Source organism: Schaalia sp. ORNL0103 (genome assembly GCF_019429565.1).
Classification (GTDB): Bacteria; Actinomycetota; Actinomycetes; order Actinomycetales; family Actinomycetaceae; genus Pauljensenia.
Genome location: NZ_JAHXSA010000002.1, coordinates 137,781 through 161,729 on the forward strand (window position 1 = coordinate 137,781; position 23,949 = coordinate 161,729).

Consider the following 23,949-nt stretch of genomic DNA (forward strand, 5'->3'; position numbering starts at 1 on the left):
CATTTTTGGCGAGAAAACCTCACGACAGTTCGCCTCGGGGCGTGGACCTGGCGACGCGAGACTTGTGGAAGCTCACCGCGATCGCCATTGTCGTTAACGCCGTCTTGGCGGTGGGCGCCTACTGGGTTTTCTCGTTCATTCGCATCGGCCCACTACAGCTGCTCTTCATCTGGTTCCCCCTGTACCTGGCCGCCGCACTCCCCCACCTTGTCGAGCGAAGTGTGCGCCCATTCTGGTCATCACGTCCCCATTTTGAGGACGGCTCCATCGTCATTTGGGGCAACCACCAGTCCATCGCGCTCATCACGACCGGATTGCTGCTGTACGCCTTCGCGGGAGGGACGATGGCCGCGGGTTTCACGACGGGACAGCCCTTCCATGCCGCGATGTATGTGTTCGCCGTTGCATCCATGGCCTATCTCGAGTGCAGCCGTAATCCCGGCAAGGATCTCATCATCGCCCTGACTGACAAGCAAAAGACAACTCTGACCCCCGAGGGAATCTCCTTCCACTTCCCGGAGCTACTGTCCGTCGAGGAAGACTCCAACGACCGGGATGTCACCATCCTGTGGACGGATAACGTCACCATCGATGACATCATCCATCCAACGATATTTCTCGAAGCAGACCCCGACACATACGACGGACCATGGGGCATCTCCTCCGAGCGCATCGGCATCCCCTTCACCGGCCTCGACGCCCTCATCCAGCACTTCAACGAGCACCCCGAGGACCGGCCACTCCTGGCCACGCCGGAGGGCGTCGAGCTCGTCAACGACATCCTCACCGAGGCCCACATGGAACTCACAACCCCACAAAGGAGCCACGCATGAGCACCAAGAAACGCATCCTCGTCACTCTGATCGTCGCGGTTCTGGCCGCGATCGTCATCTACCCGATGCTGCCCCTCGAATACCGCGACCGCGTCGTCGCGATCCTCACCCACCCGCTGTACTACCTGGGCTTGGGTAACTGGTGAGCGCTCCGATAGAACGCGCTTAACCCAGGAAGGCAGCGGGATCGTCCACGAGTGCATCCAGCACTCGGAACGCCGCGCCCCGAACCGTCAGCGACGCAGAATCCGGCAGCACCTCAACGATCGGCGAGGACCACGGGGCCTGCAGCGTGCGCGTCTCAATCTCCTCGCGCGCCGGATCCAGCAGGGCACCACTCAGCTCCGCAACCGCACCGCCCAGCACGACGTGCGGGATATCCATCGCGTTGATAACGCCTGACAACACGCGCCCGAGGGCCGCCCCGGCCTCCGTCAACACGGCGCGCGCACGCTCCTGCTCCGCGCCCACGGCAAGCGACTCTGAGGTCTTCACCCCGGCCTCGTCGACGAGGCCCGCGCAACGCAGAATCCCGCGCGGCCCGGACCCCGCGGGGGCGCCCACATGCTCGGCGAGGGCGCGCACACCCAGGTAGGCCTCGAGACATCCACGCGCCCCGCAACGGCACAGCGGCCCATTGGGATCCGCGCACATGTGCCCGATTTCGCCGGACCAGGCACGCGCCCCGCTCATCGGTCGATGATCGACGATGACGCCAGCGCCGACGCCAACCTCGCCCGACACGTACACAAAGGTCGACGGACCACCGGCCACCCCCGGTCGCGTGTAGGCAACCGCGTAGGCCGCCAGATCCGCTTCGTTCGCGACGACCACCGGATTCAGGTCGGCGAGCGGGGCAAGTAGCTGGTCATGCGGGATGTCTCGCCAGCCCAAGTTCGGGGCGAGCGCCAGCCGGCTCGGCGACACCAGGCCCGGCAGCCCAACGCCCGTCCCGAGGAACAGGGCGGCGTCGGGCAGTGTGTCTTCTAGCAGAGTGTGGGCCTCTTGGGCCGCGAGCGCCATCGTCTCCTCCGGCGCACTGTCGGCGAAATCCCGCTCAATCCGTCGGTGCCCGAGCTCCCTTCCAGCGAGGTCGACGAGCATGACGTCGAGGCTCGCAACGTCCACTTCGACGCCGAGGGCGACGGCGCTGCCCTCCGCGGGGGTGAGGCGGTTGGCCGGGCGGCCACGGCCGCCGCCGTCGCCGGGTTCGAGTTCTCGCACGAGTCCGGCACCCACCAGGTCGTCCACGAGGCGCGAGATAGTCGCGCGTGTCATTCCGGTGCGCTGCGAGAGGCCTGCGCGCGTGACCTCGCCCGGCAAGGCGAGGATGTTGCGTAGCACCGTCGACATGTTGGATGCGCGCACGTTTTCCGACTTCACGCCGCGGTTCTGAGCGCCTATCCCCCGCTCCGAGGAGCGCGGCGAAGCGACCGGGCCGCGACTGATGCGGCCGGCGTCGTTGGCGCTGTCGGAACGGGTCGGCATGGACCCAGGCTACCGTGTCGGGGCGGCGGTGCCCACCCGTCGCACGGACTTGTCGGAGGGCCTTGACGAACGCGCACGCAGGTATTAAGTTTTACCCCACAACAAATAAATTGTGACGATGCAAACACGGCGCACAAAGGCCGCGCGACCAAACACACGGGAACGGCACACGCGCCAACATTCGCCGCCACACAACGACGCGCAGCGCCACCGACGACGCGGCACCATCCCCCTCCAACTGAACACCGACGTTCGAAAGGACACCACCATGACAACCACGCCCGACAACAAGTTCTCCTTCGGCCTGTGGACGGTCGGCTGGAATGCGGTCGACCCCTTCGGCACGGGGACCCGCCCGGTGCTGGACCCGTGGGAGTACACGGAAAAGCTCGCAGAGGTCGGGGCGTGGGGCATTACCTTCCACGACAATGACGTGTTCGACTTTGACGCGTCGGATCAGGAGCGTCACGACCGCGTCATGAAGGTGAAGGAGGCGGCAGACGCAGCCGGCCTCGTCATCGAGATGGTCACGACGAACACGTTCACGCACCCGGTCTTCAAGGATGGCGGCCTGACGAACAACGACCGTTCGATCCGCCGTTTCGGCCTGCGTAAGATCCTGCGCAACGTGGATCTGGCTGCGGAGATGGGGGCGACGACCTTCGTCATGTGGGGCGGACGCGAGGGCGCGGAGTACGACTCGTCGAAAGACCTGAACGCGGCGTTCGACCGCTACAAGGAGGGCCTGGATACGGTCGCCGCCTACATTAAGTCGCGCGGCTACGACCTGAAGATTGGCCTGGAGCCGAAGCCGAATGAGCCTCGCGGCGACATTTTCCTGCCGACGGTCGGCCACGCGCTGGCCCTCATCGCGCAGCTGGAGCACGGTGACATCGTGGGCCTGAACCCGGAGACGGGCCATGAGCAGATGGCGGGCCTGAACTACACGCATGCGCTTGCGCAGGCGCTGAACGCGGGCAAGCTCTTCCACATCGACCTCAACGGCCAGTCGGGCATCAAGTACGACCAGGACAAGGCGTTCGGCCACGGCGACCTGGCCAGCGCGTTCTTCACGGTCGATCTGCTGGAGAACGGCTTCCCGGGCGGCGGCCCGCGCTACGAGGGTCCGCGCCACTTCGACTACAAGCCGAGCCGCACGGAGGGCATGGAGGGCGTGTGGGAGTCCGCGCGCGCGAACATCGAGATGTACCTGACTCTCGCCCAGAAGGCTCGCGCGTTCCGCGAGGATCCGGTCACCCAGGAGCTGCTCGAGGCTGCGTCGGTTCCCGAGCTGGGCGAGTCGACGCTGGCCGCGGGCGAGTCCCTCGAGGACTTCCTGGCGGATCGCAGCTCCTACGAGGAGTTCGACACGCAGGCCGCGGGCGAGCGCGAGTACCACTTCGTGGAGCTGTACCAGCAGGCGATGCGTCACCTGATCGGCTGATCGTCTCTTCGACGAGGAGTTGTGTGATGGGCGAGAGGCCTTTCGTTGCGGGTGTCGATTCGTCGACGCAGTCATGCAAGGTGGTCGTATGGGATCCGGTGTCGGGCGAGGTGGTGCGCGAGGGTCGCGCGCCGCATCCGGAGGGCACCGAGGTGGATCCGCGCGCCTGGTGGGACGCGTTGAACGAGGCCGTGGCTGCGGCCGGCGGGTTGGACGACGTGCGGGCGCTCAGCGTGGGCGGCCAGCAGCACGGCATGGTCGTGCTGGATGAGCGGGGCGAGGTGATTCGACCGGCCCTGCTGTGGAATGACACGAGGAGCGCGGGCGCAGCTCGGGATTTGATCGCGGAGCGCGAGGGGGATTCGACGGGCGAGGCCTGGTGGGCCGATGCCACGGGCTCGGTTCCCGTCGCGTCGTTAACGGTCACGAAGCTGCGGTGGTTGGCGGATCACGAGCCGGAGGCGGCCCAGCGCGTGGCTGCGGTGTGCTTGCCGCACGACTACTTGACGTGGCGGATCGCGGGCGGTTTTGAGCGCCTGGGGTTGGAGGGGTTGGCGACGGACCGGTCGGATGCCTCGGGGACGGGGTACGTGGATCGGTCGGGGTCGGCGTATCGGCGTGACATTCTCGCCCAGGCGCTGCGCTGTGACGAGGAGCGTGCCGAGCGCATCGTGCTGCCGTGGATCCCGGAACCGTACGAGGTCGTGGCTCACGGGGACGAGGCGCGCGGCTGGGGCGAGATCTCCCTGGGGCCGGGCGCTGGTGATAACGCGGCGGCGGCCCTCGGCGTTGACTTGGGTCCGGGCGCGGCGATGCTGAGCCTGGGGACGTCGGGCGTGGTCGCGGCGGTCTCGGAGTCTGCCGTGTCGGATCCGTCCGGCCTGGTCACGGGCTTTTCGGACGCGTCGGGCCGGTGGCTGCCGCTGGCGTGCACGCTGAACGCGTCGCGGATTATCGACGCGATGAGGCGGGTGACGGGCCTGGGGTACGAGGAGTTCGACGAGGCCGCCCTGTCAGTTCCGGATGCGGGTGGGCTGCGGCTGATCCCGTACTTCGAGGGCGAGCGCACCCCGAATCTGCCGGATGCGACGGCGACGTTGGAGGGCATGACGCTGGCGAATTGCGACCCCGCGCACGTGGCTCGCGCGGCGGTCGAGGGGCTGCTGATGCTCATGCGCGGGGCCCTGGACGCGGTGCGCGCGCAGGGTGTGCCCATCGAGCGGGTGGTCCTCGTCGGCGGCGGGGCGCGGTCGAGAGCGGTGCGGTCCCTGGCCTCGGGCATCCTGGGGGCCGAGGTGGAGGTCCCCTCCCCCGCCGAGTACGTCGCCCTGGGGGCGGCGAAGCAGGCGGCCGCCCTGAATGTCGCGGGCCTGGGGGCGTGCGGGCAGACCCATCGCTGCGCGGACCGGGCGGGTGGCTCCGATGTTTGACGAGACGATCACCCGCTGGGGGACGCACAGCGCAAAGTGGGACTTGCTGGCCGCGCACCTGGGCGAGGATGCGCTGTCCCTGTCGGTCGCGGACATGGAGTTCGCGACGTGCCCGAGAAGGTCGGCACGATCCTTTCGACCCTCGATTCGGCGTTCAACTGGAACCTGCTCCTGCTGGTGCACGAGCTGGTCGTGCTCGTCGGCTCGGTCATGAAGCTGCCGACCGTGCCGGTGATGCTGGTGTCGTGCGCGACCGCCATGTTCAACGCGGTCGTGTTCCAAGGAGTGTCCTTCTCGAACTCGGTCGCGGCCTCCGTGAACGGCTTCAAGGTAGACATGGTCGCCAAGAGCGGCTTCCAGGGAAATTGCGTGCAACTTTTCAGGGAGGATCGTGTTCCCCCTGTTGACGAGGCCAAAGTTTCGTCTTGTGGGCACACTTGCAGCTCCGGTGCCCTCATCGACCTCAACATGGCAGACCAACCTGTCAAGGCACTTACACATCCAGCACCGTGTAGAGTTCAGTATTGTCAAGCTACAAAGGGGTGACAGACACAGCAGGATAGTCATCATCATGGGTCTCGTTCCCCACCCGCCACGAGAGAGTCCTCAGCATATGGAAGCGACACCAAAACAGAAGTTCAGCGCACTCTACACATCGGAGCCCCAACTCACGCGAGCGCTGGCCGCAGAATTCCGCCACGATCCGAAAGCGACTGAGCGCTACTTCTCGTCCCTGCTAGGCGTAAAGCTTGGCGAACTCACCGAAGTGGGGTGCGAGAAAGATCAGCACGTAGACATTCTTCTGAAGTTCGAGCACAAAACCATTGCCATCGAAGCCAAGATTGACCACGAGATCAGTGAGGATCAACTAGAGCGAGAATCGACGGTCGCCGATTACCTGATGCTACTCGTCCTTGACGTCGATGATGCAGCGGATTACCAACACATGGTCGCCCGAGTTCTGACCTGGGATAAAACACTCTCCGAGTTCCCCGAGCCTCGCATTCTACTGTCAGACGTCGAGTCTCTTTGCACAATAAAAGTCCAGGTGGAGCGAGTGCTGCGCAAGACGCTGAGAAATATGACGATCCCAGACGGGTGGTACCTCAAAGTCAATCGCGGGGATTCAGGAATGCCCGGAATCACTGTCAAGTCCCCAGAGCTTCCTAACGGAGATCAGCTCTTTGGACAGATCGAGGTAACACGTAACTCAATGAAAGAAACGCTAAACGAAGTACGTCTCAATTTTTACGCTGGGACCTACGTGGACGATGTCGATAAGTGTTATCCACCCGCGGATTCTTACCCCCCACCGTCATGGATCAACAACGCTCGAGTTCTCTATGAGTCGGTGTTGGAAAAGGATCCCTACGCTCTCGGAATCAGTACGCACAAGCCTCGCTTCGTGGAAAGTCAACTAGGCAAACGCCGACACGAACTTACGATGAAACATCTGGAAGATGTTCCTTGGCTCGCTAAAGGATACATCGAAACGGCCATTGGCGTCCGAGCATATTCCAAACCAATCTCCGAGATCGATGACCTCGCAGATACGGCGATGCGTCTCTTCACAGCCTGGTTCGACGCTCTCGAAAAACAATCACACGAGTAAGGGGCTCTTCCGAGTTGAGTGTGGGTGACCGGGTCTTGGTCGGGGGTTGCGGGTAGAGGTCGAGGTCCTTGATGATGAGCGGACTTCTACCCCCGCTGTCGTCAAGGACCTCGACAATGTCTCACCCTACCTGCTGCTGCTCTGCGTCGCTTGATCGTTGTGATCGGTGTGATCTGCTCGTCGGTTTGGAGGGCTTCCATCTGGTTGCTGTCGCTCGACGTGAGTGTGGTCTGGTGCTCGACATAGAGTCCTGTGATCGCTGTGCTGGATGCCCTGGGTGTGGGGTGATCGCTCAAGGCCACGGGCGCGTGGTGGTGGAGGTGATCGACGCGCCCTGGGCCGGGGTCCCGGTGCGGATCCGGTGGTTTAAGCGGCGCTGGATATGCCGCGAAACCACCTGCCAGACGGTGACATTCCTGGAGCATGACGAGCGGGTGTGTGCACACCGGGCGCGTCTGGGCGCCCGGGCGATCCGCTGGGCGATCCGACAGTTGCGCTTCGAGGGAGCCAGCATTGCAGGATTGGCTCGCCAGTTAGGAACCACGTGGAATACCGTGTGGTCCCATATCAAGCCGTGTCTGCAAGCCGCATCTGATGACCCTGCCCGTTTCGCAGGGGTGCAGGTATTGGGAGTTGACGAGCACGTGTGGCACCACCAGGACCGACGCCGACGGGGCCCCCGTGAGCTCACTGGCATCGTGGACCTGACGCGCGGGGAGGATCATCCCACGGCCCGCTTGTTGGATCTGGTCCCGGGAAGGTCTGGCACCGTGTACAAGAACTGGCTAGAAGAGCGCGGCGAACAGTTTCGCTCCGGTATCCAGATCGCAACACTGGATCCCTTCCAGGGATATAAGAACGCCATTGATGACCAGCTCCAAGACGCAACCAGCGTGCTGGACGCCTTTCATATCGTCAAGCTCGCTGGCGACGCCCTTGATGAGGTGCGTCGTCGCGTCCAGCAAGACACGACCGGTCACCGCGGACGCAAGGGCGATCCCCTCTATCAGATCCGCAATCTTTTGCGCGCCTCGCGCCATAGGCTCACCCCACGTCAACAAGAACGCCTCCGTGAGGCCTTCACGGCAGATGAGGCGCATATCAGTGTCGAAGTCGCCTACCACTGTGCCCAGCACGTGCGAGATGTCTTCCACCAAGCCACACCCGCCCAAGGCCGACGCCTGGCCGCTCATCTCATCGAGCGCCTACCAACGTGTCCCATCCCCGAAATCGCTCGCCTGGGCCGGACCCTACGCAAGTGGAAGGACGCCTTCTTGGCCTACTTCGACACCGGCGGAGCCAGCAACGGCCCCACCGAAGCCATCAACGGAATCATCGAGCTGGGCAGACGCACCGCCAGAGGCTACCGCAACCCCACCAACTACAGACTCCGAATGCTCCTCATCGCAGGAGGCCTAGACGCCTCCGCCCACACTCAACTCTGAAGAGCCGAGTAAGGACATGGTCGAGCCTCCAGCCTCGGCATTGCCTGAGTTCTCACCTTGGCTACAAGTGACAGCCGATTTACATGGGTGGGGGGCTCCCAAACGGGAGCCCCCCACCTTTCTACAGCAGCATCACAACCTCAGTACGCCAACCCCTTCGGCTGCTCGGCGAGCACAGCCAACCCCGGGTTGACGACCTCGAAGCCGTTGGCCTTGTAGGCCTCGTAGTCGAAGTTTTCGCATTCGTCGTACCCGATGCGGTGGTACTCGTAGAAGCCGTCCCAGCCCTCGTACCCGGACCCCAGCGACGACTCGAGGAACGCGTCGGCCATGGCCATCGCGGTGCGCGGGGCGACGTAGAAGGCGCCCATGGCGAGGAGGTTCGCGTTGTTGGCGGCGGCGCAGCGGCGCGCGGCGGGCACGGATTCGCACACGGCGGCGTGCACGTGGGGGCACTTGGAGGCGGCGATGTGGATGCCCATGCCGGTGCCGCAGAACGCGAGGGCGCGCTCGAACGTGCCTTCGGCGATCTGGGCGCCGAGCGCGAAGCCGACGCGGTGGTACATGGGTGCGGTATCGGCGTCGGGCGTCAGGTCGGTGACGGTCCAGCCGCGCTCCTCGAGGTGGGCTTTGACGGCTTCCTTGAGGGGGTGCCCGGCGAAGTCGGCACCGACGACGACGTGCTTGTCTTTAGCTGTCAGCATGCGCGTGTCCTTTCCTGAGTCTGCGCAGTTTGGTAAAGGAGAAGAGGCCCTCGTTCATGCAGATGACGAGCAGGAGCACGCCACCCCAGATGAGGGGCCTGTAGAAGTTGGAGATGTCGGGGAACATGTTCAGGCCGGAGGAGAGGACCTGGAGCATGAGGATGGACAGGAGCACGCCGCTCAGGCGCCCGGATCCGCCGTTGGGGTTGACGCCGCCGAGGACGACGATGAGGACGGTGAGCAGCGTGTAGGAGGCGCCGTAGTCGGCTTTCGCGGAGTTGTAGTTCGCGAGCATGACGATACCGGCCATGGCGGCCATGACGCCGGAGAGCACGTAGGTGCGGATCAGCAGGCTCTTGACTTTCAGGCCCGAGAAGCGCGCGGCCGTGTCGTTCGTGCCGAGCATGAGGATCGTGGTCCCAAAGCCCGTGAAGGCGACGATGGCGCCGGCGACGGCCGCGCACACGAGGAACACGACGAGGGGGATGGGGACGAGGCCGGCCACCTTCCCGGTGAACACGGCTCCGAACGCTGCGGGGACGCCGGAGACGGGTTTGCCTTGGGTGAGGATGAGGGCGACGCCGCCGAAGAGCTCGAGGGTGCCGAGGGTGGCGAGGATGGGTGGGATCTTGAGGACCGCGACGAGCGTGCCGTTGATGAGTCCGCACACGACCCCGACCACCAGGGCGACGCCCAGGGCGATGAGGGTAGCCATAGCCATGGACGAGGGGGTGACGGCCGGGCCGAGCATGGAGCGCAGCGTGAGGGCCGCGCAGATTGAGGTGACGTTGGCGATGGCGACGACGGACAGGTCGATGCCGGCGGTGAACATGGTGAACATGACGCCCAGGCTCATGAGGCCAAATTCGGGGAATTGGACGGCCATCGACTGCCAGGTGCGCACGGCGAAGAAGGGGCCGGGGCGCACGGCGGCGAAGAAGATGAGCAGGAGGAGGAAGACGATGATCAGTCGCGTCATGTAGCTGTCCTTCTTGAGGAAAGCGAGGCGCGGGGAGGCGAGAAGCGTTGACATGTGGTCCTCCTAGTGTGCGTTGCGGCGGGCGCGCATGACCTGAAGCGCGGAGACGCCGGTTCCCACGATGATGAGCAGGCCCAGGGCGAAGCCCTGCCAGAACGTCGGGATTCCCATGAGGATCATGGAGTTTTGGACGATGACGATGAGCAGCGTGCCGAGCATGACGCCCGTCAGCGAGCCCTTTCCGCCGGTGATGGCGGTGCCGCCCAGGACGACGGCCGCGATGACCATCATTTCCATGCCGAGCAGGTTGGTGGGGTGCATCTGTCCCATAGAGCAGGTGCGGACCATGCCGGCCAGGGCGGCGATGACGCCGACGAGGACGTAGAGCCAGAACTTGGTGGCGCGCACCTTGAAGCCGACGCGGGCGGCCGCGGACTCGTCGCCGCCGAGGGCGAAGAGGGAGCGTCCGAACATCGTGTAGCGGGTGACGAAGAAGGCCACCGCGACGACCGCGACGAGGATCAGGAAGGACACGGGCATGGAGGACTGCAGGCCGGAGCTTTCGTTGCGGGCGACGAAGAGGGACGCGGATCCGAAGGAGCGCATGGACTCGGGGATCGTGTTGATCTGCACGGATTTGAGGGCGCCCTGCATGACGCCGTTGAAGACGTTGGCGGTGCCCAGGGTGATGATCAGCGTCGGCACGGTCAGCCTCGAGGTGAAGATACCGTTGAATGCGCCGAGGACCGCGCCGAGGGCGGCGGCGATCAGGAAGGGCACGATGACGGGCCCGTTCCACCCGTTATCGACGAGGACCTTCGTGGTCACGTAGACCGCGAGAGAGGCCAGCGCCGGGAAGGACACGTCGATGCCGCCGGAGACGAGGACGAGGTGCGCGGCGACGGCGAAGAGGCCGGGGACCACCATCGCGCCGGCCAGGTCGACGAGGTTGTTCGCCGTGTAGAACTGTCCGGAGCGCGCCTGGATGACGAGGGTGAGCGCCGCGATGACTAGGAACACCCAGAATTCGTTGGCGCGCAGGACTTTCGTGATGAGTCGGGGCATTAGTTCTCTCCCCCTTCGGTCGACGAGGCCGGTGCTTGGTCTTCGGACAGGAGCCGGGTCAGTTCGGCCTCGGTGAGGGTGTCGGGGTTAATCGGGTCACTCAGGTGCCCGGCTCGCATGATGGCGATGGTCGAGCAGTTGGTGAGCACCTCGGCGATGTCGTCGGAGATGATGATGACGGCCATGCCTTGCGCGGCGAGTTCGCGCAGGATCGAGTGGATCGTGAATTTGGAGCCGATGTCGACGCCGACGGTGGGCCCATTGAGGATGAGGACGGAGGGCTTGGTGGCGAGCCACTTGGCCAGGACGACCTTTTGCTGGTTGCCGCCCGACAGGGTGTTGACGGCGTTGGCGGGGTCGGGGGTGACGACGTCGAGGCGCTTCACCCACTTCTTCTCTTCGTCGCGGATGGCTTTCTTGTCGATGAATCCGAGAGCCTTGGTGAAGGATTCCATCTCGGAGATCGTGATGTTTTCGCCGATCGAGCGTGAGAGGAAGAGGCCTTCGGTGAGTCGGTCTTCGGGGACGTAGGCGATGCCGGCGGCGATCGCGTCGCGCACGCCGCGCAGAGTGACGTCGTGACCTTTGACGCGGATACGCCCGGAGTCGAGGGGGAGCATTCCGAACAGGGACATGGCGAGTTCGGTGCGTCCGGAGCCCAGCAGGCCGGTGATGCCGAGGATTTCGCCGGGTCGCACGCTCAGGGAGGCGTCGGCGAAGGCTCCGGCAACGGTCGCGCCCTCGACCTGGAGGATCGGGGCCTCGTTGATGTCGCCGGGCTGGTAGCGCTCCTCGTCGAAGTCGCGCCCGGTCATGTGGCGGGCGAAGCTGGCGCGGTCGAGTTCTTCCTTCGGGCAGGTGATGACCTTATGTCCGCTTCTCAGAATGGTGAAGCGCTGCGCGATTTCGAAGACTTCTTCGAGCTTGTGGGACACGAAGAGGATCGCAATGCCTCGCGATTGCAGGTCGGCGACGATGTTGAAGAGGGCGCGCACTTCCTTCTTGGTGAGGGCGGTCGTGGGCTCGTCCATGATGATGAGTTTCGCGTCGCCCATGAGTGCGCGGCTGATGGCGACGAGCTGTTTGTCGGCGACGGAGAGGTTGCCGACGAGTTCGTCGAGGTCGACCTGGAAGCCGATTTTGGCGACGGCTTCGCGGGCGACTTCGCGCATGCGCGAGCGGTTGACGAGGCGGCGTCCGGCGGCGACTTCGCTGCCGAGCGCGATGTTCTCCATGACGGAGAGGTTGGGGAAGATGGAGAAGTCCTGGTAGATGACGCGTACGCCCGCGTCGATGGCGTCGGCGGGTGTCAGTCGCGTAAACTCGCGGCCCCCGATGGAGACCGTGCCCTGTTCGGGGGTGTGGACTCCGGAGATGACTTTGATGAGGGTGGATTTGCCCGACCCGTTTTCTCCGGCGAGGCAGTGGATTTCTCCGGGCGCGATATCGAGGTCGATGTCGACCAGGGCTCGCACGCCTGCGAAGGATTTGCTGACGTGTCGTACCGCCAGCACTGGGGTGTCCATGTGGTGTCCTTTCCGACGCGTGGTGCCGACCCGGGGCCTCCCCTCACGCGCGCGAGTTCGCTTCGCGTGGGTGCGTGGGTGCGCGAGCGTCAGTGCGCGCGCTGGGGTGGCCCGGCCACGGCCTCGTTCATTGGGACGAGGCCGTGGCGCGCGGGTGGTCGTGTGCGGTGAATCGGTTAGAAGCCGAGAGAGTCGACGTTGTCCTTGGTGATCTGGATCCAGCCGTTGCCTTCGAGGACCTTGGTGGAGCCTTCGGAGAAGTGCATGGATTCGTATCCCTTGACGCCGAGGTTGACGCTGTCTTCGATCTTTTCACCGTTGAGGATCTTGGTGGCCAGGGATGCCATGGCGTAGCCGGCGTCCGCGGGGTCCCAGAGGGTCAGGGTCGACACGGAGCCGTCCTTGAGGATCTGGGCGTTGGCGGCGGGCATGCCCGTGCCTGCGGTGAAGACTTTGCCCTTGAGGCCGAGTTCTTCGATGGCGCGGGCGGTGCCGGGCGCGTCGAAGGAGGAGGTGCCGAGGATGCCCTTGACTTCGGGGTACTTCTTGAGGACTTCCTTGGCGGTCTGGTAGGCGGTTTCACCGTTGTCCTGGGATTCGACGCGGGGCTCGGCTTCGAGCAGCGTCATCTTGGGGTACTTCTCCTTCTGGTGGGCGACGGCGCCGTCTGCCCATTCGTTGTGGGAGGCGTTGGTGACGTGGCCGACCATGGTGGTGTAGACGCCTTCTTCACCCATGGCTTGGGCGAGGTTGTCCATGATGAACGCGCCGTATTCGCTGTTGTTGAAGGCTTCGATGTCGTACATCGTGTTCTGCTGGGAGGCGCCTTCGTGGGTGACGACGACGATGCCTGCGTCCATGGCCTGCTTGAGGACGGGTTCGATGGCTCCGGGGTCGACGGGGACGACGCAGATGGCGTCGACGCCTTGGGCGATGAGGTCTTGGATGACCTGGGCCTGCATGGTGGCGTCGGTTTCAGCGGGGCCCTTCTGGAAGGCGTTCATGCCGGTGTCTTCGGCGTACTTCTTGACGCCGGTCTCCATGCGGACGAACCAGGGGTTGGTGGCGTCCTTGGGGACGACGGCGATCGTGTAGTTGCCGTCTCCGCCGCCCTTCGCGGCGGCTCCGGACGAGGATTGGGCGGTGTCACCGGGTGTGCAGGCGCCGAGGGCGAGGGCGCATGCGGATGCGGCGACGAGGGCTGTAGCTGCGAGGCGGGGCTTCATAGGAGTCTCCTCTGTGTGGATCAACGTCGGTGTTGAGGTTGTGGTTGTGCGGCGGCTCTGCTGGCGTGCGGTGGTGCCTGGCGTGTCCGTCTTCGTTGCTGGACCCACCCTGCGGTGCCGCGTGCGCGGTGCTGCTGCGTGCCGGGTGCTCCCGTCCTTGGGGGCACGTCGGCGTGCCCCCAATCCTAGGACACGCGGGTGGTGGCGTTCACTTTCCGGGTCTGTTTGGGACGAGGCCGTGGCGGGTTTTTGGGGTGCAGTTGCGGCGGTTTTGGGCTGATTTGTCTGACGTATGGGCGGGGGCGTTAGTCCAGACAAATAACGTTCGATATAGATTGGTACGAACCGCCTCATTGCTTGCTGGAGCGGCGCACACTCGTGCGGTGATGCGCACCATAATTGCACATTTGTGCGATTGTGAGCGCAGGTGCGGGAGGATGTGCAGGGCGTCGATCAGTACTCAAATTGCAGCCATGCTAAGTGCGCCGATTCAGGCCAAGCCTGGGCCGCGTTTTCGAAGAGGAAGACCCACTCAGCAACATTCGCCAGCTGTTGGACAACTTCTCATGACGAGCATATAGTTTTAGAAAAATCACCAGCTCTAGTCAGGACCACCATGGGACAGCAACGAGGCACTTTCTACTGGGACGATGATTCCCTGTCGCCGGGCACCCGGCCCGACGGTAGCTGGTCGCAAAACCTCTTCGATGACGATGGGAGTCTGCGGGCGCACGCAAGATTCATGCCAGATTTCGGCCCGAACAGTACTGAACCAGTGTATTCCCCGCACAGCAATCCTCCGATGTTCATGTCGAGTGAGGCTCGGTTGGAGTCAGATGATGAAGAGGATGTCGAGTCTGAAGATAGTAGTGCCGATTCGCTTGCAATACTTCTGACCACCCTCGTCGGTGCAGCGGCGGTAGCTGGCACCGCGTATGCGGCTCCTCGAATCAAGAAGTGGGCTACCGGCACTGCCGTCCCTTTCATCAAGGGATCACTCTCGAAAGTTCGGATGCCGTGGGGAAAGAAACAGGAAGAAGAGAGCACCCCTGAAGCAACTGGGGTGACCCACTTCCACAACGCGGAGATAAATCCAGGTACAGCGGATTCTCACATCCCTCTCGGGATTGATGCGAAGCGTCAAACGATGTCGAACGCGGAAGCTCAGGCACGTCTTGTCGCCGCTGCTGCCGCGCAGCTGTTCGCAGAAGAGCAGACACGCCTCGTCATGCGAGCTGACGTCGTCAATGCCACGGATGTGGATGATCTACGCAGGCAGCTCGCAACCCACCCCCACGACGAGTTGGAGAAAATCCTCCAACACCTGGCGCGCAACCCACGCCTGCTGGAGGACGGGAGCCTCGCAGAACTGGCTTCCTTCCTCGACTACAACTCCGCCAGGCTCGACACAGCCCAGCAGCAACGCGCACCCCTCCCCCACACCTCGGGCAACACCAACAACAGGTAGCCTGCCAAGCGCGCAGCCAGAACGAGAGCCACTCAAACGAGGCAGCTCGGCCTGACGACCACCTATGCGTCCGCGGGATCTTCCCGGCTGACGTTGATCGTGATCTCCTTCGTCCGCCGCAGGTGCGGCAATGTAATACGCGGATCGAAGGGCGACGACCAGGTGAAGCTCTCGTAAACGTCCAACCCGCGACCAAGATCGATCACCCAGCCGGTGTCGGTCACGATGCTACGGTCGTGGAAGTAATCAACGATGCTCCAATCGATGATGATCCCGAACTGTCCCCACGACTGCTGCGGCTGTTCGAACGTCGCTTCCTGCTTCGCGCGGTAGTCATCCTCGTCGCTCGCACAGGTCTCGATAACAACGCGCGGCAGCCTAGCGGCATCAGCATGCTGGATCAGCTGCAGCAGAATCTCGCGCACGTTCCGGATTTGATACGGCTGACGCAAGTATGGGACACGGATCCGAATCTCAGCCGCATCGAACAGGTACGGGAGCTGGATGTCCGGCATCGGCCAGTCGCCTCGCAGGACGTCGGCGTGGGCGCGTTCGCGGCTCGATTGCGGCGTGGCGGCGAGATGCCGACCGGGTTTTGCACCCAGCTTGCAGGTTCGGCGTGGAGCCGTCAAAAGGCATCAGGGTCGCGTCAAAAGGTTTGGGCTGACCTCGACCACCTACCAGAACCCGGTCGGCGGAGATAGCGATCCTCCTGTCTAGTCGGATTTGTCTTGGGATTGCGTGGGAACTTCGAGGTCTTCGGGTAGCTCGTAGCGCAGGATGAACGCTCGTAGCAGTTTCTCGACTTCGCGGTTGACGAGGAATAGTGACATCGATCGGCCTTCTCGGTGTTCGAGGTAGCGTTTCGCTTGAGCAAGATCAACGCTTTCTTTGACCGAGGTGAACCTGCCATATTCGTTAAGGTTCGCTTCGGTTACGTGCGCTGTTAGAAGCGCTCGCACCTGTGCTGCGTCAACGCCCAGGGCTGTGACGAGCAGATCGATCTGACGTTCTTGGTGTGCCTGCTTGTAGTCGTTGATGTAGTCCTCAACGGTCTTGCCTTCAACGAGGCTGGCTTCTCCGGCTGTTACGTCATGGAGCCACAGGTTGGCGAAGATCTGATCGTCGCGTGAGAGTCGGGCGAAACTGCGATGCACTTCTTCGAGCACGGCTTGAAGCTCGTCTGCCGGCACGCCTTCTTCGCGCGCTCGAATGTACTTAGTGAACTTACTGTTGAGGTAGTCCGCGTCGATCCGGTCAGTGTCGATGTGGGTGATGTGAGTGTCGATGTCGAAAGGAGGATCCCCGTCCTCGCCTCCGCCGCCACCAGTGCCCTCGGTGAGTTCCTTATACCGTTGGAGAAGCGTCAGATAGTCGTTCTCAGTGATTTCAACGGCGATGATCCGGCTGGGGTCACTGAAATGGTATTCGGTCTTGTCCCAACTGAACCCTTGAATCGATGCGGCCTGCAGCTCGTGGTAGAGCGCGCTGAACAGTTTGGCGAACTCACCTTGATCCGCTTCACTCTCAGGAAGCTCGGCGAAGTCGTCGGCAGCGAAGAGTCTACGGATCTTAGTGAAGCAGTCGTTAATCTTCTCCAAGTGCCTATCCAGGTGTTCGACAAACAGACCCATCGGTTTCTGCCCGGAGTATAGTTCTACAGCTTTGTCGATGTTCTCCTTCATCATGTACGGGCGGCGGTAGTACCGGATAGAACCGAAAGGCTTGTCTGGGCCGAAGATGCGGTTGGTTCGTGAGAATGCCTGGATGATGTTCTCGTAGGCGAGCACTTTGTCCAAGTACAGCGTGTTCAGCCACTTGGAATCGAACCCGGTAAGCATCTGGTCGACCACGATTAGTAGGTTGATCTGCTTGTCTAGGCTGAAGTCTCTGCCGTTGTGTGGCTCCTTGTGGGCGAGCCGGGCAGCCACGTCGGTTTTGAACTTGTCGTAAGTACTCATCGAGAAGTTCTGGCCGAACCGGGCGTTGTAGTCGGACAGCACTTCAACCAACCCGTCTTCCTTGAAAAGTTGGGTGTCGCCAGTGTTGTCGATGTTCGGATCGAACAGTGCCGTCACTGCAAGGAACGGATACTTCGAGGTGAAGATCCGGTAGTACTCGATGGCTTCAGGGATCGAGCTGGTCGCGAAGAGAGCATGGAATTTGCTGTTCTGGCTAAGCGCCACCCAGTTCTCCATGATGTCTGTGACCACGGCTTCACGGTGTTCTGCGCGCTCATACTGGGAGGTAGGCAGGTAGTCCTCAATTCCGCGAACAATCTTACCCGCCGAGTTCGCCGCCCGTACCATAGGGACTTGGTTCTTGTCCATGAAACGGTTGAAGATCTTTGTCTTTTGTGGATCAGAAAAGACTTCAGCTTCATCGATTGCTCTGGCCTGCTGGAGCGCGACTTGTTTGCGCAGGTCACGCGCCCGGTAGGTTTCCACCATTTCTGGGTCGAATCCGAGAACATTCTTGTCCCGGATCCCGTCAGCGATTGAATACCTATGTAGCTCGTCACCGAACAAGGTGGCCGTTGTGGAGTGCTTGCGCTGGTTCTCGTCATGGATCGGGGTGCCAGTGAAACCGAAGAACAGTGCGTCGGGCAGTGTTTTCTTAATCCGCATCAGCATCTCGCCGAACGTTGAGCGGTGTGCCTCGTCGACGACGAACACGATCCGTTTACGCCGCAACGCGGCTACGTCGTCTGCAGCCAGCACCTCGTCCACATTAAGCATGCTCATCTTCTGGATCGAGGTAACGATCAGGACTGAGAGATCATCTTTAAGCTTCGTCAGAAGCTGCTGGGCTGACGAGGTTTCGGCAACCTCGATAGCATCCCCACCGTAGCTGCGATAGTTCTTCAACGACTGCGTACCCAACTCGATACGGTCAAGGAGGAAGATCACTTTGTCGGCGTTCTTCGAGTCCGCAATCAACTGGGCAGTCTTGAAACTCGTGACCGTTTTACCGCTGCCTGTGGTGTGCCAAATGTAGCCCCCACGCTGTTCGTTATCGCCCCACACCTTCTGCAGCACCCGGTCTGCGATACGGTTCGCCGCATTGTACTGGTACGAACGCATCACCATGAGCACGCCCGCAGCTCGGTCGACCACCGTGTAGAAGCCGATCAGCTGGTGCGCCATCGGAATAGCAAGCAGCGAACGAATAACCTGATCCCACTGGTTGATCGGCTCGTTATCAAAGTCAGCCCACTGGAAGTAGAAATCCTCATTGAACACTCCGTCTGGGCCAGGATTAGCGAAATAGCGGGTCTGGTCTGGCGTCATCGCCACGAACACCTGAACTAACGAGAACAAGCCGCTGAAGATGCCCTCGTGGGCGTACTTTTCGATCTGGTGATACGCCTGCGAGACTGGCACCCCGGAGCGCTTTAACTCTATGTGGATCACTGGCATGCCGTTAATCAGCAACACCAAGTCACCCCGCCTAGGCGGCAGAATCTTATTGCTGGCCTTATATCGAGGCTGACGGGCGATCTGGTAGCACGACTGTCCGCCCGCGATCTCAAGGCGGTCATAGATCTTCAGGCTCACCTCCACACCGAAATTGGCGGCCTCTGTGGCGTCACGCGTGATCGCTACCGTGCGGCCGTTAATGAACTCGTTGAGCCTCAGCGGTGTGCGCAACGCCAAGATCTGCTCAATGACCTGATCCATCTCCGTGCTCGTCAGTGGCACGTCCCCGAGCCGATCCTGCGAGCGATTGTTTTCGAACAGAATCCGAGCCCAGTTATCTAGGAGTTTCGCCTCGGACGGGTAGTCGAGAACCTCCGTCCATCCGTTACGCTGCAGCACCTCAATAACAGCGTCCTCGAACTGTTTCTCGTCACTAAACGTCTTCGCCATGTTCACACCAATCACCTCACACAAACATCTTCTGCAGGAGGCTCACCTTAGCCTGCCGCAACTTCTCGACATACAACTGCCCGCCAGTAATGAGGTCATCCAGCTGGCCAAACAGCTCACCGATGGCGCGCTGCTCATCAATGGACGATGGAACCATTACTGCCATCTCTTCCACTGCTGAAGGATTGAACGAGGGCAATGCACCGGTTTGTACTAGCGCGGAGAAGTCAAGAGTCTCGAACACCGTTCTGGCAAACTCCACATCCCATTCATCAAGGTTGATCGAATACCAGATCATGTTGTTATCAACAAGAAATGGTTCATGAACCATCCGCTTGCGCCCTAAATAGACTGCCGCACCTACTTTGGCAAACACAACTGCCGGAAGATCCAATATAGGTCTCCAGTGTCGTCGCTCGATCTGCTCAGTAGACACATAGTTGTTCGCTTTCACCATCTCACGTTCGTTGCCCGGAAGGCTCATGTCAGACACCTTGTAGAACGGGATTCCATAATCTCCGCCCTGCTCTATATCTGGAAAGCCAACTCCGGCCCGGGCTTTACCGAGCTGTCCTAGCTCCATGGATTTCCATGGTCCGGCGAAGGCGCCTATGCGGAGTTCGGGCTCAACGGCATCGCCTTGCGGGAACATTTGTTGCAGTAGCGATGTCTTGGTCTGCTGGAGCTTAGCGTGGGTGCCTCCCAAGAGTTCCTGTAGCGCCTTGATGCCTTGCATGTCTGCGTCTGTGCCTGTGAGGCGGCCGAGCATCTCGGTTACGCGGTGTTCGCTGCCGCGTATCTGGGTGTCGAGTTCGATGAGGTTGTTGGCGTATTTGGTGCGTATGGCTTCGAGCTGTTGATCGAGTCGGCGTAGCACTGTCTCGGGCATAGTGGCTAGTTCTTCGATGAGCGGGGTGACCCACTTGGCGATGAGGAGTTCCTCTGCTTGGGTGTCGGTGAGGTTGTTGATCGCCTGGTGGGTTTCGGCTTCAAGCTTGACTTGTGCCATCTTGAGCTGCCGGGCGAGTTTCGTTCTGTCGTCAAGTAGTATCTTGGCGCGAAGTTGCGCCGCTTCGATGGAGTTTTCAGCGTATTGCTCGCCGGTTTTGTTCAAGTCACGTACGGCCTTGTTCAATGCGGTTTTAGCGAAAGCATCTCCGGCGGCGTTAAGCACGCCAGCGAGGTCGAGTAGGTCTTCTTCGCTGAACCCTTCGAACATGCCGGCCAGTTCCTCGTCAACGCTCGACAGCTTCGTGGCGAGGTCGTCGGTTTCGGCGAGTAGTTCGGGCAGGAGGTGTTCTTGGGCGAGGCGGAATGGGATGATTCGTCCTTCCCACCCGTCTTGCTCCTCGACGACTTCCTTGCTCTTCTGCTTTTTCTTGATGACCATGACCGGGTCAACGGCGCGTATGGCAGTATCGCCTTCGTTCTGGATCATTTCGAGGTCGTTCGCGATTCCTACCCACTGGTCGTGTAGTACTTGGTAGGCATCGAAGGAGTCCACGAGTGGGGCGTGGGCGAACCGGGTGAAGATGTCGGCGGTCAGCGCCTCTTCGGTAGCCATGAGCGGCACTGTCGCCCGATGTTTGATCACTCGACTGACGAGATCGTCGTCGAGTCCTTCTAACACGCTGGTGACCTGGCCTCTGAAAGCGCCAACGGCAGGGTGCTGATCGATGATCGTGTGCAGATCGCTATCGTTGAGTTGTGCGTAGCCTTTGTCGGTCTGCGTGAAGAGTGCTTCGCGCAGACCTGGCATGACATTCCAGAAGGTGGAGAGTTCGTCAATCTCGGTTTCGGGAATCCCGCCGAACACTGTCGCGCGCAGATCGATCGGTTCAGCTGGGGATATTGCAGAAACGTAGCGTGGTAGGTTTAGGTTGTAGTCGTTGGCTCTGATTTCTTTACGGCTGACGACGCGGGCGAACCTCTCCACGTCTTGGCGATGCTCTACCGTGTGGGTGATCCGCTGGATGTCGGAGGCCCGGAGCTGGTTGTTCTTTCCGACTTTCACAAAGCCTTGGGACGCGTCAATGAACAGCACGTCGTCGCGGTCGCGGCGTTGTTTGAGCACCATGATGATGGTTGGGATGCCGGTGCCGAAGAAGATATTGGCAGGCAGGCCAATGATCGTGTCGATGTGGTTCTGTTCGATCAGGTTCTGTCGGATCGTCTCTTCCAAACCACCACGGAACAGGACGCCGTGAGGCAAGACAATGGTCATCACGCCGTTGGGCTTGAGGTGGAAGAGGTCATGGAGCAGGAAGGCGTAGTCTGCTTTGCTTGCGGGTGCCAGTCCAAAGCGGGCATACCGGGGGTCGGCTTCCTTGTCGGTGGGATCCCAGTGTTGGGAATAGGGTGGGTTCGACACGACCGCGTCCACGTATAGCGGCTTGTACGTGCCGACTGGATCGTCCTCGTCGAACATCGGCCAGTCTTGCTCTAGGGTGTCGGCGTTCCTTGCCGCGATGTTGCCGGGCTTGATTCCTCGCATCACGAGGTTCATGCGTGTCAGGTTGTAGGTGTTGGCCTTCAACTCTTGGGCGTAGTACTTTATGCGGTCAGGATCTCCCATGTGCCGGGCGACGGCCTGCCCAATGTTGAGTAGCAGGGAGCCAGAACCCGAGGTTGGGTCATAGATCTGGATCTCGGTGCGCCCCCGCAGTTCGTGGGCGATGATGCGGCTCATCAGCAGCGAAACCTCATGCGGGGTGTAGAACTCGCCGGCCTTCTTGCCTGCGTTGGCAGCAAATTTCTCGATCAGGTATTCGTAGATGAACCCGAGCACGTCGTATCCGGCGTGCTCATCCATGGGGATATCCTTGATGAGTTTGAGTAGCTCACGGATGGCTTTGGTCTGGGAGGTTGCGCTGTCACCAAGTTTTGACAGGCCTGTTTGCAGCGTGTCGAAGATTCCCTTGAACAGTGCTTTGTCGTTCTCGGAGATGAGACGAGTGAAAGCGTTGAGCGCGTCTCGGACATCGCCGACGTTGAAGTCGTTGCCAAGCTTCAGCCACGTTGAGTACAGGTTGGTGTAGGCGATGAAATAGCCCACGTTGTCTTGCACGTAGCGCACCGTGTCGAGGTCGTCTTCGACCAGTAGCTCCGGGAATTCTTCGGTTGTCATTCCACTAGCGAGCAAGAATTGTTCCTGTTTTTCGGAGAGAAACTTATAGAAGATGAAGCCGAGAATGTAGTCCTTGTATTCGTTCGCTTCGATTTTGGATCGCATAGCATTCGCGAATTCCCAGATCCTCGACGCCAATTCCTGCTTGTTCATCTTTATTCCTTCATGTTGGCCTGGTCTGGTTTTGTGGACCGGGTGTTTTGAGGGTTGTTGGTTGTTATTGGTGATGTTGTACCCATTGGCGCGCGCACTGGTTGGGTGAGAGCCAGCCCAGCGCGCTATGGGGGTGCTCTTCATTGTAGCGGCGCGACCAGGCGGCGATCAGGGTACGGGCGTGGTCGAGGTCCTCGAACATGCTGTCCTCGAGGAGTTCGTCGCGCATGCGGTTGTGTAAGGACTCCACGAACCCGCCCAGCCAAGGCTGGCCCGGGGGGATGAACGCTTGGAGTGTGTCGTGCTCGCTGGCCCAGCGCCCCACAGCTACGGCGATGAATTCAGGCCCGTTATCGGCCCGAAGCACCTAAGGTGCTCCATGTGCCAGGACAGCCAGGTCAAGCATTTCGATCACGTCGACGGCTCCCATACGCCGCTCAACGCGGAAAGCCAGGTGCTGACGGGTGAACTCATCAATGACGTTACAGACCTTAAAGACACGCCCCTTCCAGTCCGAGTCGAGCCGGAAATCAATGGCCCACAACTGCCCAGGAGCGCTAGCCCTGACCAGGCGCTGTAGGCGTGGTGCGGTGCGGGGCTTGTGGGCTTTGCGCGGGCGCACGCGCAGTCCTTCGGTGCGCCACAAGCGCCGGAACGTATCACGCCCTATGACAATACCCTCGCTCTTGGCCCGCGCCCAGGCACGTTTATAGCCCCACCGTCGATGCGTGGCGGCAAAATCGTTCATCCACTGGCGCACAGGCGCATGATCACGCAGCGTTTTCGCCCCGCCCGCCGCGCGGGCCCGGCAATACGCTGACCGGGATAGCCCAGCAACGCGCCCATGCAAGACGCTGAGAAAACCCCTGACCAACCAGGTGGTTCACAGCCTCGTGCCTGCCGCCGGGCTGAGAAACTTCCCTCTGCCAACTCTCGCAGCGCTGCCTTTTCCAACTCTGCTTGGCCCAGCAACTGTTTCAAGCGCGCGTTGTGCTCGCGCAACTCACGCAGTTCCTTTGCCTCACTCCGATTCATAGCCCCATAACGCTGGCGCCACCGACGCAACGTCGCCTCGCTGATACCCAGCACGCGGCAGGCCTGGGCCGTACTCATGCCCTCACCTCCCAACGCCTCGGCTTTCTCCAGCTTCACGACAATCTGCTCAGGCGTGTGCTTCGACAACTACCTCATGGTCATCCATTCTGCCCAGCCACAAACAGCCGGGACTACTCAGAACAACCCTCTCACAACAAACGGTCCAAAACCCAGACCTCTCCACCCGGACGTGCAGAGCTGAGAGCACTGATTAGCTTTCTCCACTGCGTAATTCTTATGGCGAGATTCCAGCCCCTCAATAACTCGAGGGCGCTAGATGAGAGCTAATCATTCAGCCCACCCAAGCGCTCGCTGGGGCGGGCTGACTCTTCTTAAGGAACTCAACAGAGATGTTGCTATTTCAAAGTCACTGAAGCATTAATGAATTGTCATCAATAAAGAGCAAACTTATTAAAATCAGATTAACAAGACCAAGAAATACACCACGCTATACCAACCAGCACAATGATCTCACTGCATCATCA

The 23,949-nt window shown here is 61.3% G+C and carries 20 protein-coding genes and 1 pseudogene; 9 read left to right on the top strand and 12 right to left on the bottom strand.

Going from position 1 to position 23,949, the window contains the following annotated elements; translation table 11 throughout:
• Window positions 1-41: 41 nt before the first annotated feature.
• Window positions 42-833 (top strand): hypothetical protein, encoded by a 792-nt coding sequence (locus JJJ16_RS07850; RefSeq protein ID WP_219752104.1) that lies wholly within the window; start codon window positions 42-44, stop codon window positions 831-833.
• Complete coding sequence (locus tag JJJ16_RS07855) at window positions 830-979, top strand: hypothetical protein (protein ID WP_219752105.1); 150 nt, start codon at window positions 830-832, stop codon at window positions 977-979. Before JJJ16_RS07850 ends, JJJ16_RS07855 begins: the two co-directional genes overlap by 4 nt.
• Before the next feature lie 19 nt (window positions 980-998).
• Here the strand turns inward: JJJ16_RS07855 and JJJ16_RS07860 are convergent, their stop codons facing one another.
• The gene (locus JJJ16_RS07860; RefSeq protein ID WP_219752106.1) at window positions 999-2,321 is read right to left on the bottom strand and encodes an ROK family transcriptional regulator; all 1,323 of its coding nucleotides are present in this window, start codon (window positions 2,319-2,321) and stop codon (window positions 999-1,001) included.
• A 268-nt stretch (window positions 2,322-2,589) separates the two neighbouring features.
• Between JJJ16_RS07860 and xylA the strand changes: the two genes are divergently transcribed.
• The 5 genes from xylA to JJJ16_RS07885 all read left to right on the top strand — a co-directional run bounded on the left by xylA (window position 2,590) and on the right by JJJ16_RS07885 (window position 8,252).
• Complete coding sequence (xylA, locus tag JJJ16_RS07865; RefSeq protein WP_219752107.1) at window positions 2,590-3,765, top strand: xylose isomerase; 1,176 nt, start codon at window positions 2,590-2,592, stop codon at window positions 3,763-3,765.
• A 26-nt stretch (window positions 3,766-3,791) separates the two neighbouring features.
• The gene (gene xylB / locus JJJ16_RS07870) at window positions 3,792-5,195 is read left to right on the top strand and encodes a xylulokinase (RefSeq protein ID WP_219752108.1); all 1,404 of its coding nucleotides are present in this window, start codon (window positions 3,792-3,794) and stop codon (window positions 5,193-5,195) included.
• 108 nt (window positions 5,196-5,303) lie between these two features.
• A complete protein-coding gene (locus JJJ16_RS10195; RefSeq protein WP_225905238.1) occupies window positions 5,304-5,741 on the top strand; it encodes a hypothetical protein in 438 nt (145 codons plus the stop codon).
• 67 nt (window positions 5,742-5,808) lie between these two features.
• Window positions 5,809-6,807: a hypothetical protein gene (locus tag JJJ16_RS07880; protein WP_219752109.1), complete on the top strand. Its 999-nt coding sequence runs from the start codon at window positions 5,809-5,811 to the stop codon at window positions 6,805-6,807.
• 116 nt (window positions 6,808-6,923) lie between these two features.
• Window positions 6,924-8,252 carry an ISL3 family transposase gene (locus tag JJJ16_RS07885; RefSeq protein WP_219751047.1) on the top strand — a complete coding sequence of 443 codons (1,329 nt, stop codon included), beginning with the start codon at window positions 6,924-6,926 and terminating at the stop codon, window positions 8,250-8,252.
• Window positions 8,253-8,392: 140 nt separating this feature from the next.
• Here JJJ16_RS07885 and JJJ16_RS07890 read toward each other — a convergent pair whose 3' ends face one another.
• The 5 genes from JJJ16_RS07890 to JJJ16_RS07910 all read right to left on the bottom strand — a co-directional run bounded on the left by JJJ16_RS07890 (window position 8,393) and on the right by JJJ16_RS07910 (window position 13,752).
• Entirely contained in the window at window positions 8,393-8,956 is a 564-nt protein-coding gene (locus JJJ16_RS07890; protein ID WP_219752110.1) for an RpiB/LacA/LacB family sugar-phosphate isomerase, read from the bottom strand.
• On the bottom strand, window positions 8,943-9,989 hold the full coding sequence (locus JJJ16_RS07895) for an ABC transporter permease (protein ID WP_219752111.1): 1,047 nt from the start codon (window positions 9,987-9,989) through the stop codon (window positions 8,943-8,945). Before JJJ16_RS07895 ends, JJJ16_RS07890 begins: the two co-directional genes overlap by 14 nt.
• 9 nt (window positions 9,990-9,998) lie before the next feature.
• Window positions 9,999-11,000, bottom strand: a complete 1,002-nt coding sequence (locus tag JJJ16_RS07900) for an ABC transporter permease (protein ID WP_007588302.1) — start codon at window positions 10,998-11,000, stop codon at window positions 9,999-10,001.
• Complete coding sequence (locus tag JJJ16_RS07905) at window positions 11,000-12,526, bottom strand: sugar ABC transporter ATP-binding protein (protein WP_219752112.1); 1,527 nt, start codon at window positions 12,524-12,526, stop codon at window positions 11,000-11,002. Before JJJ16_RS07905 ends, JJJ16_RS07900 begins: the two co-directional genes overlap by 1 nt.
• 176 nt (window positions 12,527-12,702) lie before the next feature.
• The gene (locus JJJ16_RS07910; protein WP_219752113.1) at window positions 12,703-13,752 is read right to left on the bottom strand and encodes an autoinducer 2 ABC transporter substrate-binding protein; all 1,050 of its coding nucleotides are present in this window, start codon (window positions 13,750-13,752) and stop codon (window positions 12,703-12,705) included.
• 616 nt (window positions 13,753-14,368) lie between these two features.
• On the opposite strand from JJJ16_RS07910, the gene JJJ16_RS07915 reads away from it, so the two are divergent.
• Entirely contained in the window at window positions 14,369-15,220 is an 852-nt protein-coding gene (locus JJJ16_RS07915; RefSeq protein ID WP_219752114.1) for a hypothetical protein, read from the top strand.
• 62 nt (window positions 15,221-15,282) lie between these two features.
• Here JJJ16_RS07915 and JJJ16_RS07920 read toward each other — a convergent pair whose 3' ends face one another.
• The 4 genes from JJJ16_RS07920 to JJJ16_RS07935 all read right to left on the bottom strand — a co-directional run bounded on the left by JJJ16_RS07920 (window position 15,283) and on the right by JJJ16_RS07935 (window position 22,736).
• On the bottom strand, window positions 15,283-15,735 hold the full coding sequence (locus JJJ16_RS07920) for an MIT C-terminal domain-containing protein (RefSeq protein ID WP_219752115.1): 453 nt from the start codon (window positions 15,733-15,735) through the stop codon (window positions 15,283-15,285).
• A gap of 201 nt (window positions 15,736-15,936) precedes the next feature.
• On the bottom strand, window positions 15,937-19,089 hold the full coding sequence (locus tag JJJ16_RS07925) for a type I restriction endonuclease subunit R, EcoR124 family (protein ID WP_219752116.1): 3,153 nt from the start codon (window positions 19,087-19,089) through the stop codon (window positions 15,937-15,939).
• 16 nt (window positions 19,090-19,105) lie between these two features.
• Complete coding sequence (locus JJJ16_RS07930; RefSeq protein ID WP_219752117.1) at window positions 19,106-22,369, bottom strand: type I restriction-modification system subunit M; 3,264 nt, start codon at window positions 22,367-22,369, stop codon at window positions 19,106-19,108.
• A gap of 64 nt (window positions 22,370-22,433) precedes the next feature.
• Window positions 22,434-22,736, bottom strand: coding sequence for an integrase core domain-containing protein (locus tag JJJ16_RS07935; protein WP_219752118.1), 303 nt, complete (start codon window positions 22,734-22,736; stop codon window positions 22,434-22,436).
• 12 nt (window positions 22,737-22,748) lie between these two features.
• On the opposite strand from JJJ16_RS07935, the gene JJJ16_RS10200 reads away from it, so the two are divergent.
• Window positions 22,749-22,949 carry a hypothetical protein gene (locus JJJ16_RS10200; protein WP_225905272.1) on the top strand — a complete coding sequence of 67 codons (201 nt, stop codon included), beginning with the start codon at window positions 22,749-22,751 and terminating at the stop codon, window positions 22,947-22,949.
• Between the two features lie 36 nt (window positions 22,950-22,985).
• Here JJJ16_RS10200 and JJJ16_RS10290 read toward each other — a convergent pair.
• Window positions 22,986-23,117, bottom strand: a pseudogene (locus JJJ16_RS10290) (IS3 family transposase); the annotation flags it as partial.
• Entirely contained in the window at window positions 23,114-23,551 is a 438-nt protein-coding gene (locus JJJ16_RS07945) for a transposase (protein ID WP_219752120.1), read from the bottom strand. The gene JJJ16_RS07945 and the pseudogene JJJ16_RS10290, both read right to left, overlap by 4 nt.
• Window positions 23,552-23,949 lie beyond the last annotated feature (398 nt).

What these genes read in the sequence shown, in the direction of transcription:
- JJJ16_RS07885 (WP_219751047.1), top strand. Translation starts at nt 6,924, where the DNA reads ATGTCTCACCCTACCTGCTGCTGCTCTGCGTCGCTTGATCGTTGTGAT.
- JJJ16_RS07880 (WP_219752109.1), top strand. Translation starts at nt 5,809, where the DNA reads ATGGAAGCGACACCAAAACAGAAGTTCAGCGCACTCTACACATCGGAG.
- JJJ16_RS07910 (WP_219752113.1), bottom strand. Translation starts at nt 13,752, where the DNA reads ATGAAGCCCCGCCTCGCAGCTACAGCCCTCGTCGCCGCATCCGCATGC.
- xylA (WP_219752107.1), top strand. Translation starts at nt 2,590, where the DNA reads ATGACAACCACGCCCGACAACAAGTTCTCCTTCGGCCTGTGGACGGTC.
- JJJ16_RS07915 (WP_219752114.1), top strand. Translation starts at nt 14,369, where the DNA reads ATGGGACAGCAACGAGGCACTTTCTACTGGGACGATGATTCCCTGTCG.
- xylB (WP_219752108.1), top strand. Translation starts at nt 3,792, where the DNA reads ATGGGCGAGAGGCCTTTCGTTGCGGGTGTCGATTCGTCGACGCAGTCA.
- JJJ16_RS07925 (WP_219752116.1), bottom strand. Translation starts at nt 19,089, where the DNA reads ATGGCGAAGACGTTTAGTGACGAGAAACAGTTCGAGGACGCTGTTATT.
- JJJ16_RS07855 (WP_219752105.1), top strand. Translation starts at nt 830, where the DNA reads ATGAGCACCAAGAAACGCATCCTCGTCACTCTGATCGTCGCGGTTCTG.
- JJJ16_RS07895 (WP_219752111.1), bottom strand. Translation starts at nt 9,989, where the DNA reads ATGTCAACGCTTCTCGCCTCCCCGCGCCTCGCTTTCCTCAAGAAGGAC.
- JJJ16_RS07900 (WP_007588302.1), bottom strand. Translation starts at nt 11,000, where the DNA reads ATGCCCCGACTCATCACGAAAGTCCTGCGCGCCAACGAATTCTGGGTG.
- JJJ16_RS07905 (WP_219752112.1), bottom strand. Translation starts at nt 12,526, where the DNA reads ATGGACACCCCAGTGCTGGCGGTACGACACGTCAGCAAATCCTTCGCA.
- JJJ16_RS07860 (WP_219752106.1), bottom strand. Translation starts at nt 2,321, where the DNA reads ATGCCGACCCGTTCCGACAGCGCCAACGACGCCGGCCGCATCAGTCGC.
- JJJ16_RS07930 (WP_219752117.1), bottom strand. Translation starts at nt 22,369, where the DNA reads ATGAACAAGCAGGAATTGGCGTCGAGGATCTGGGAATTCGCGAATGCT.
- JJJ16_RS07890 (WP_219752110.1), bottom strand. Translation starts at nt 8,956, where the DNA reads ATGCTGACAGCTAAAGACAAGCACGTCGTCGTCGGTGCCGACTTCGCC.
- JJJ16_RS07920 (WP_219752115.1), bottom strand. Translation starts at nt 15,735, where the DNA reads ATGCCGGACATCCAGCTCCCGTACCTGTTCGATGCGGCTGAGATTCGG.
- JJJ16_RS10200 (WP_225905272.1), top strand. Translation starts at nt 22,749, where the DNA reads ATGTGCCAGGACAGCCAGGTCAAGCATTTCGATCACGTCGACGGCTCC.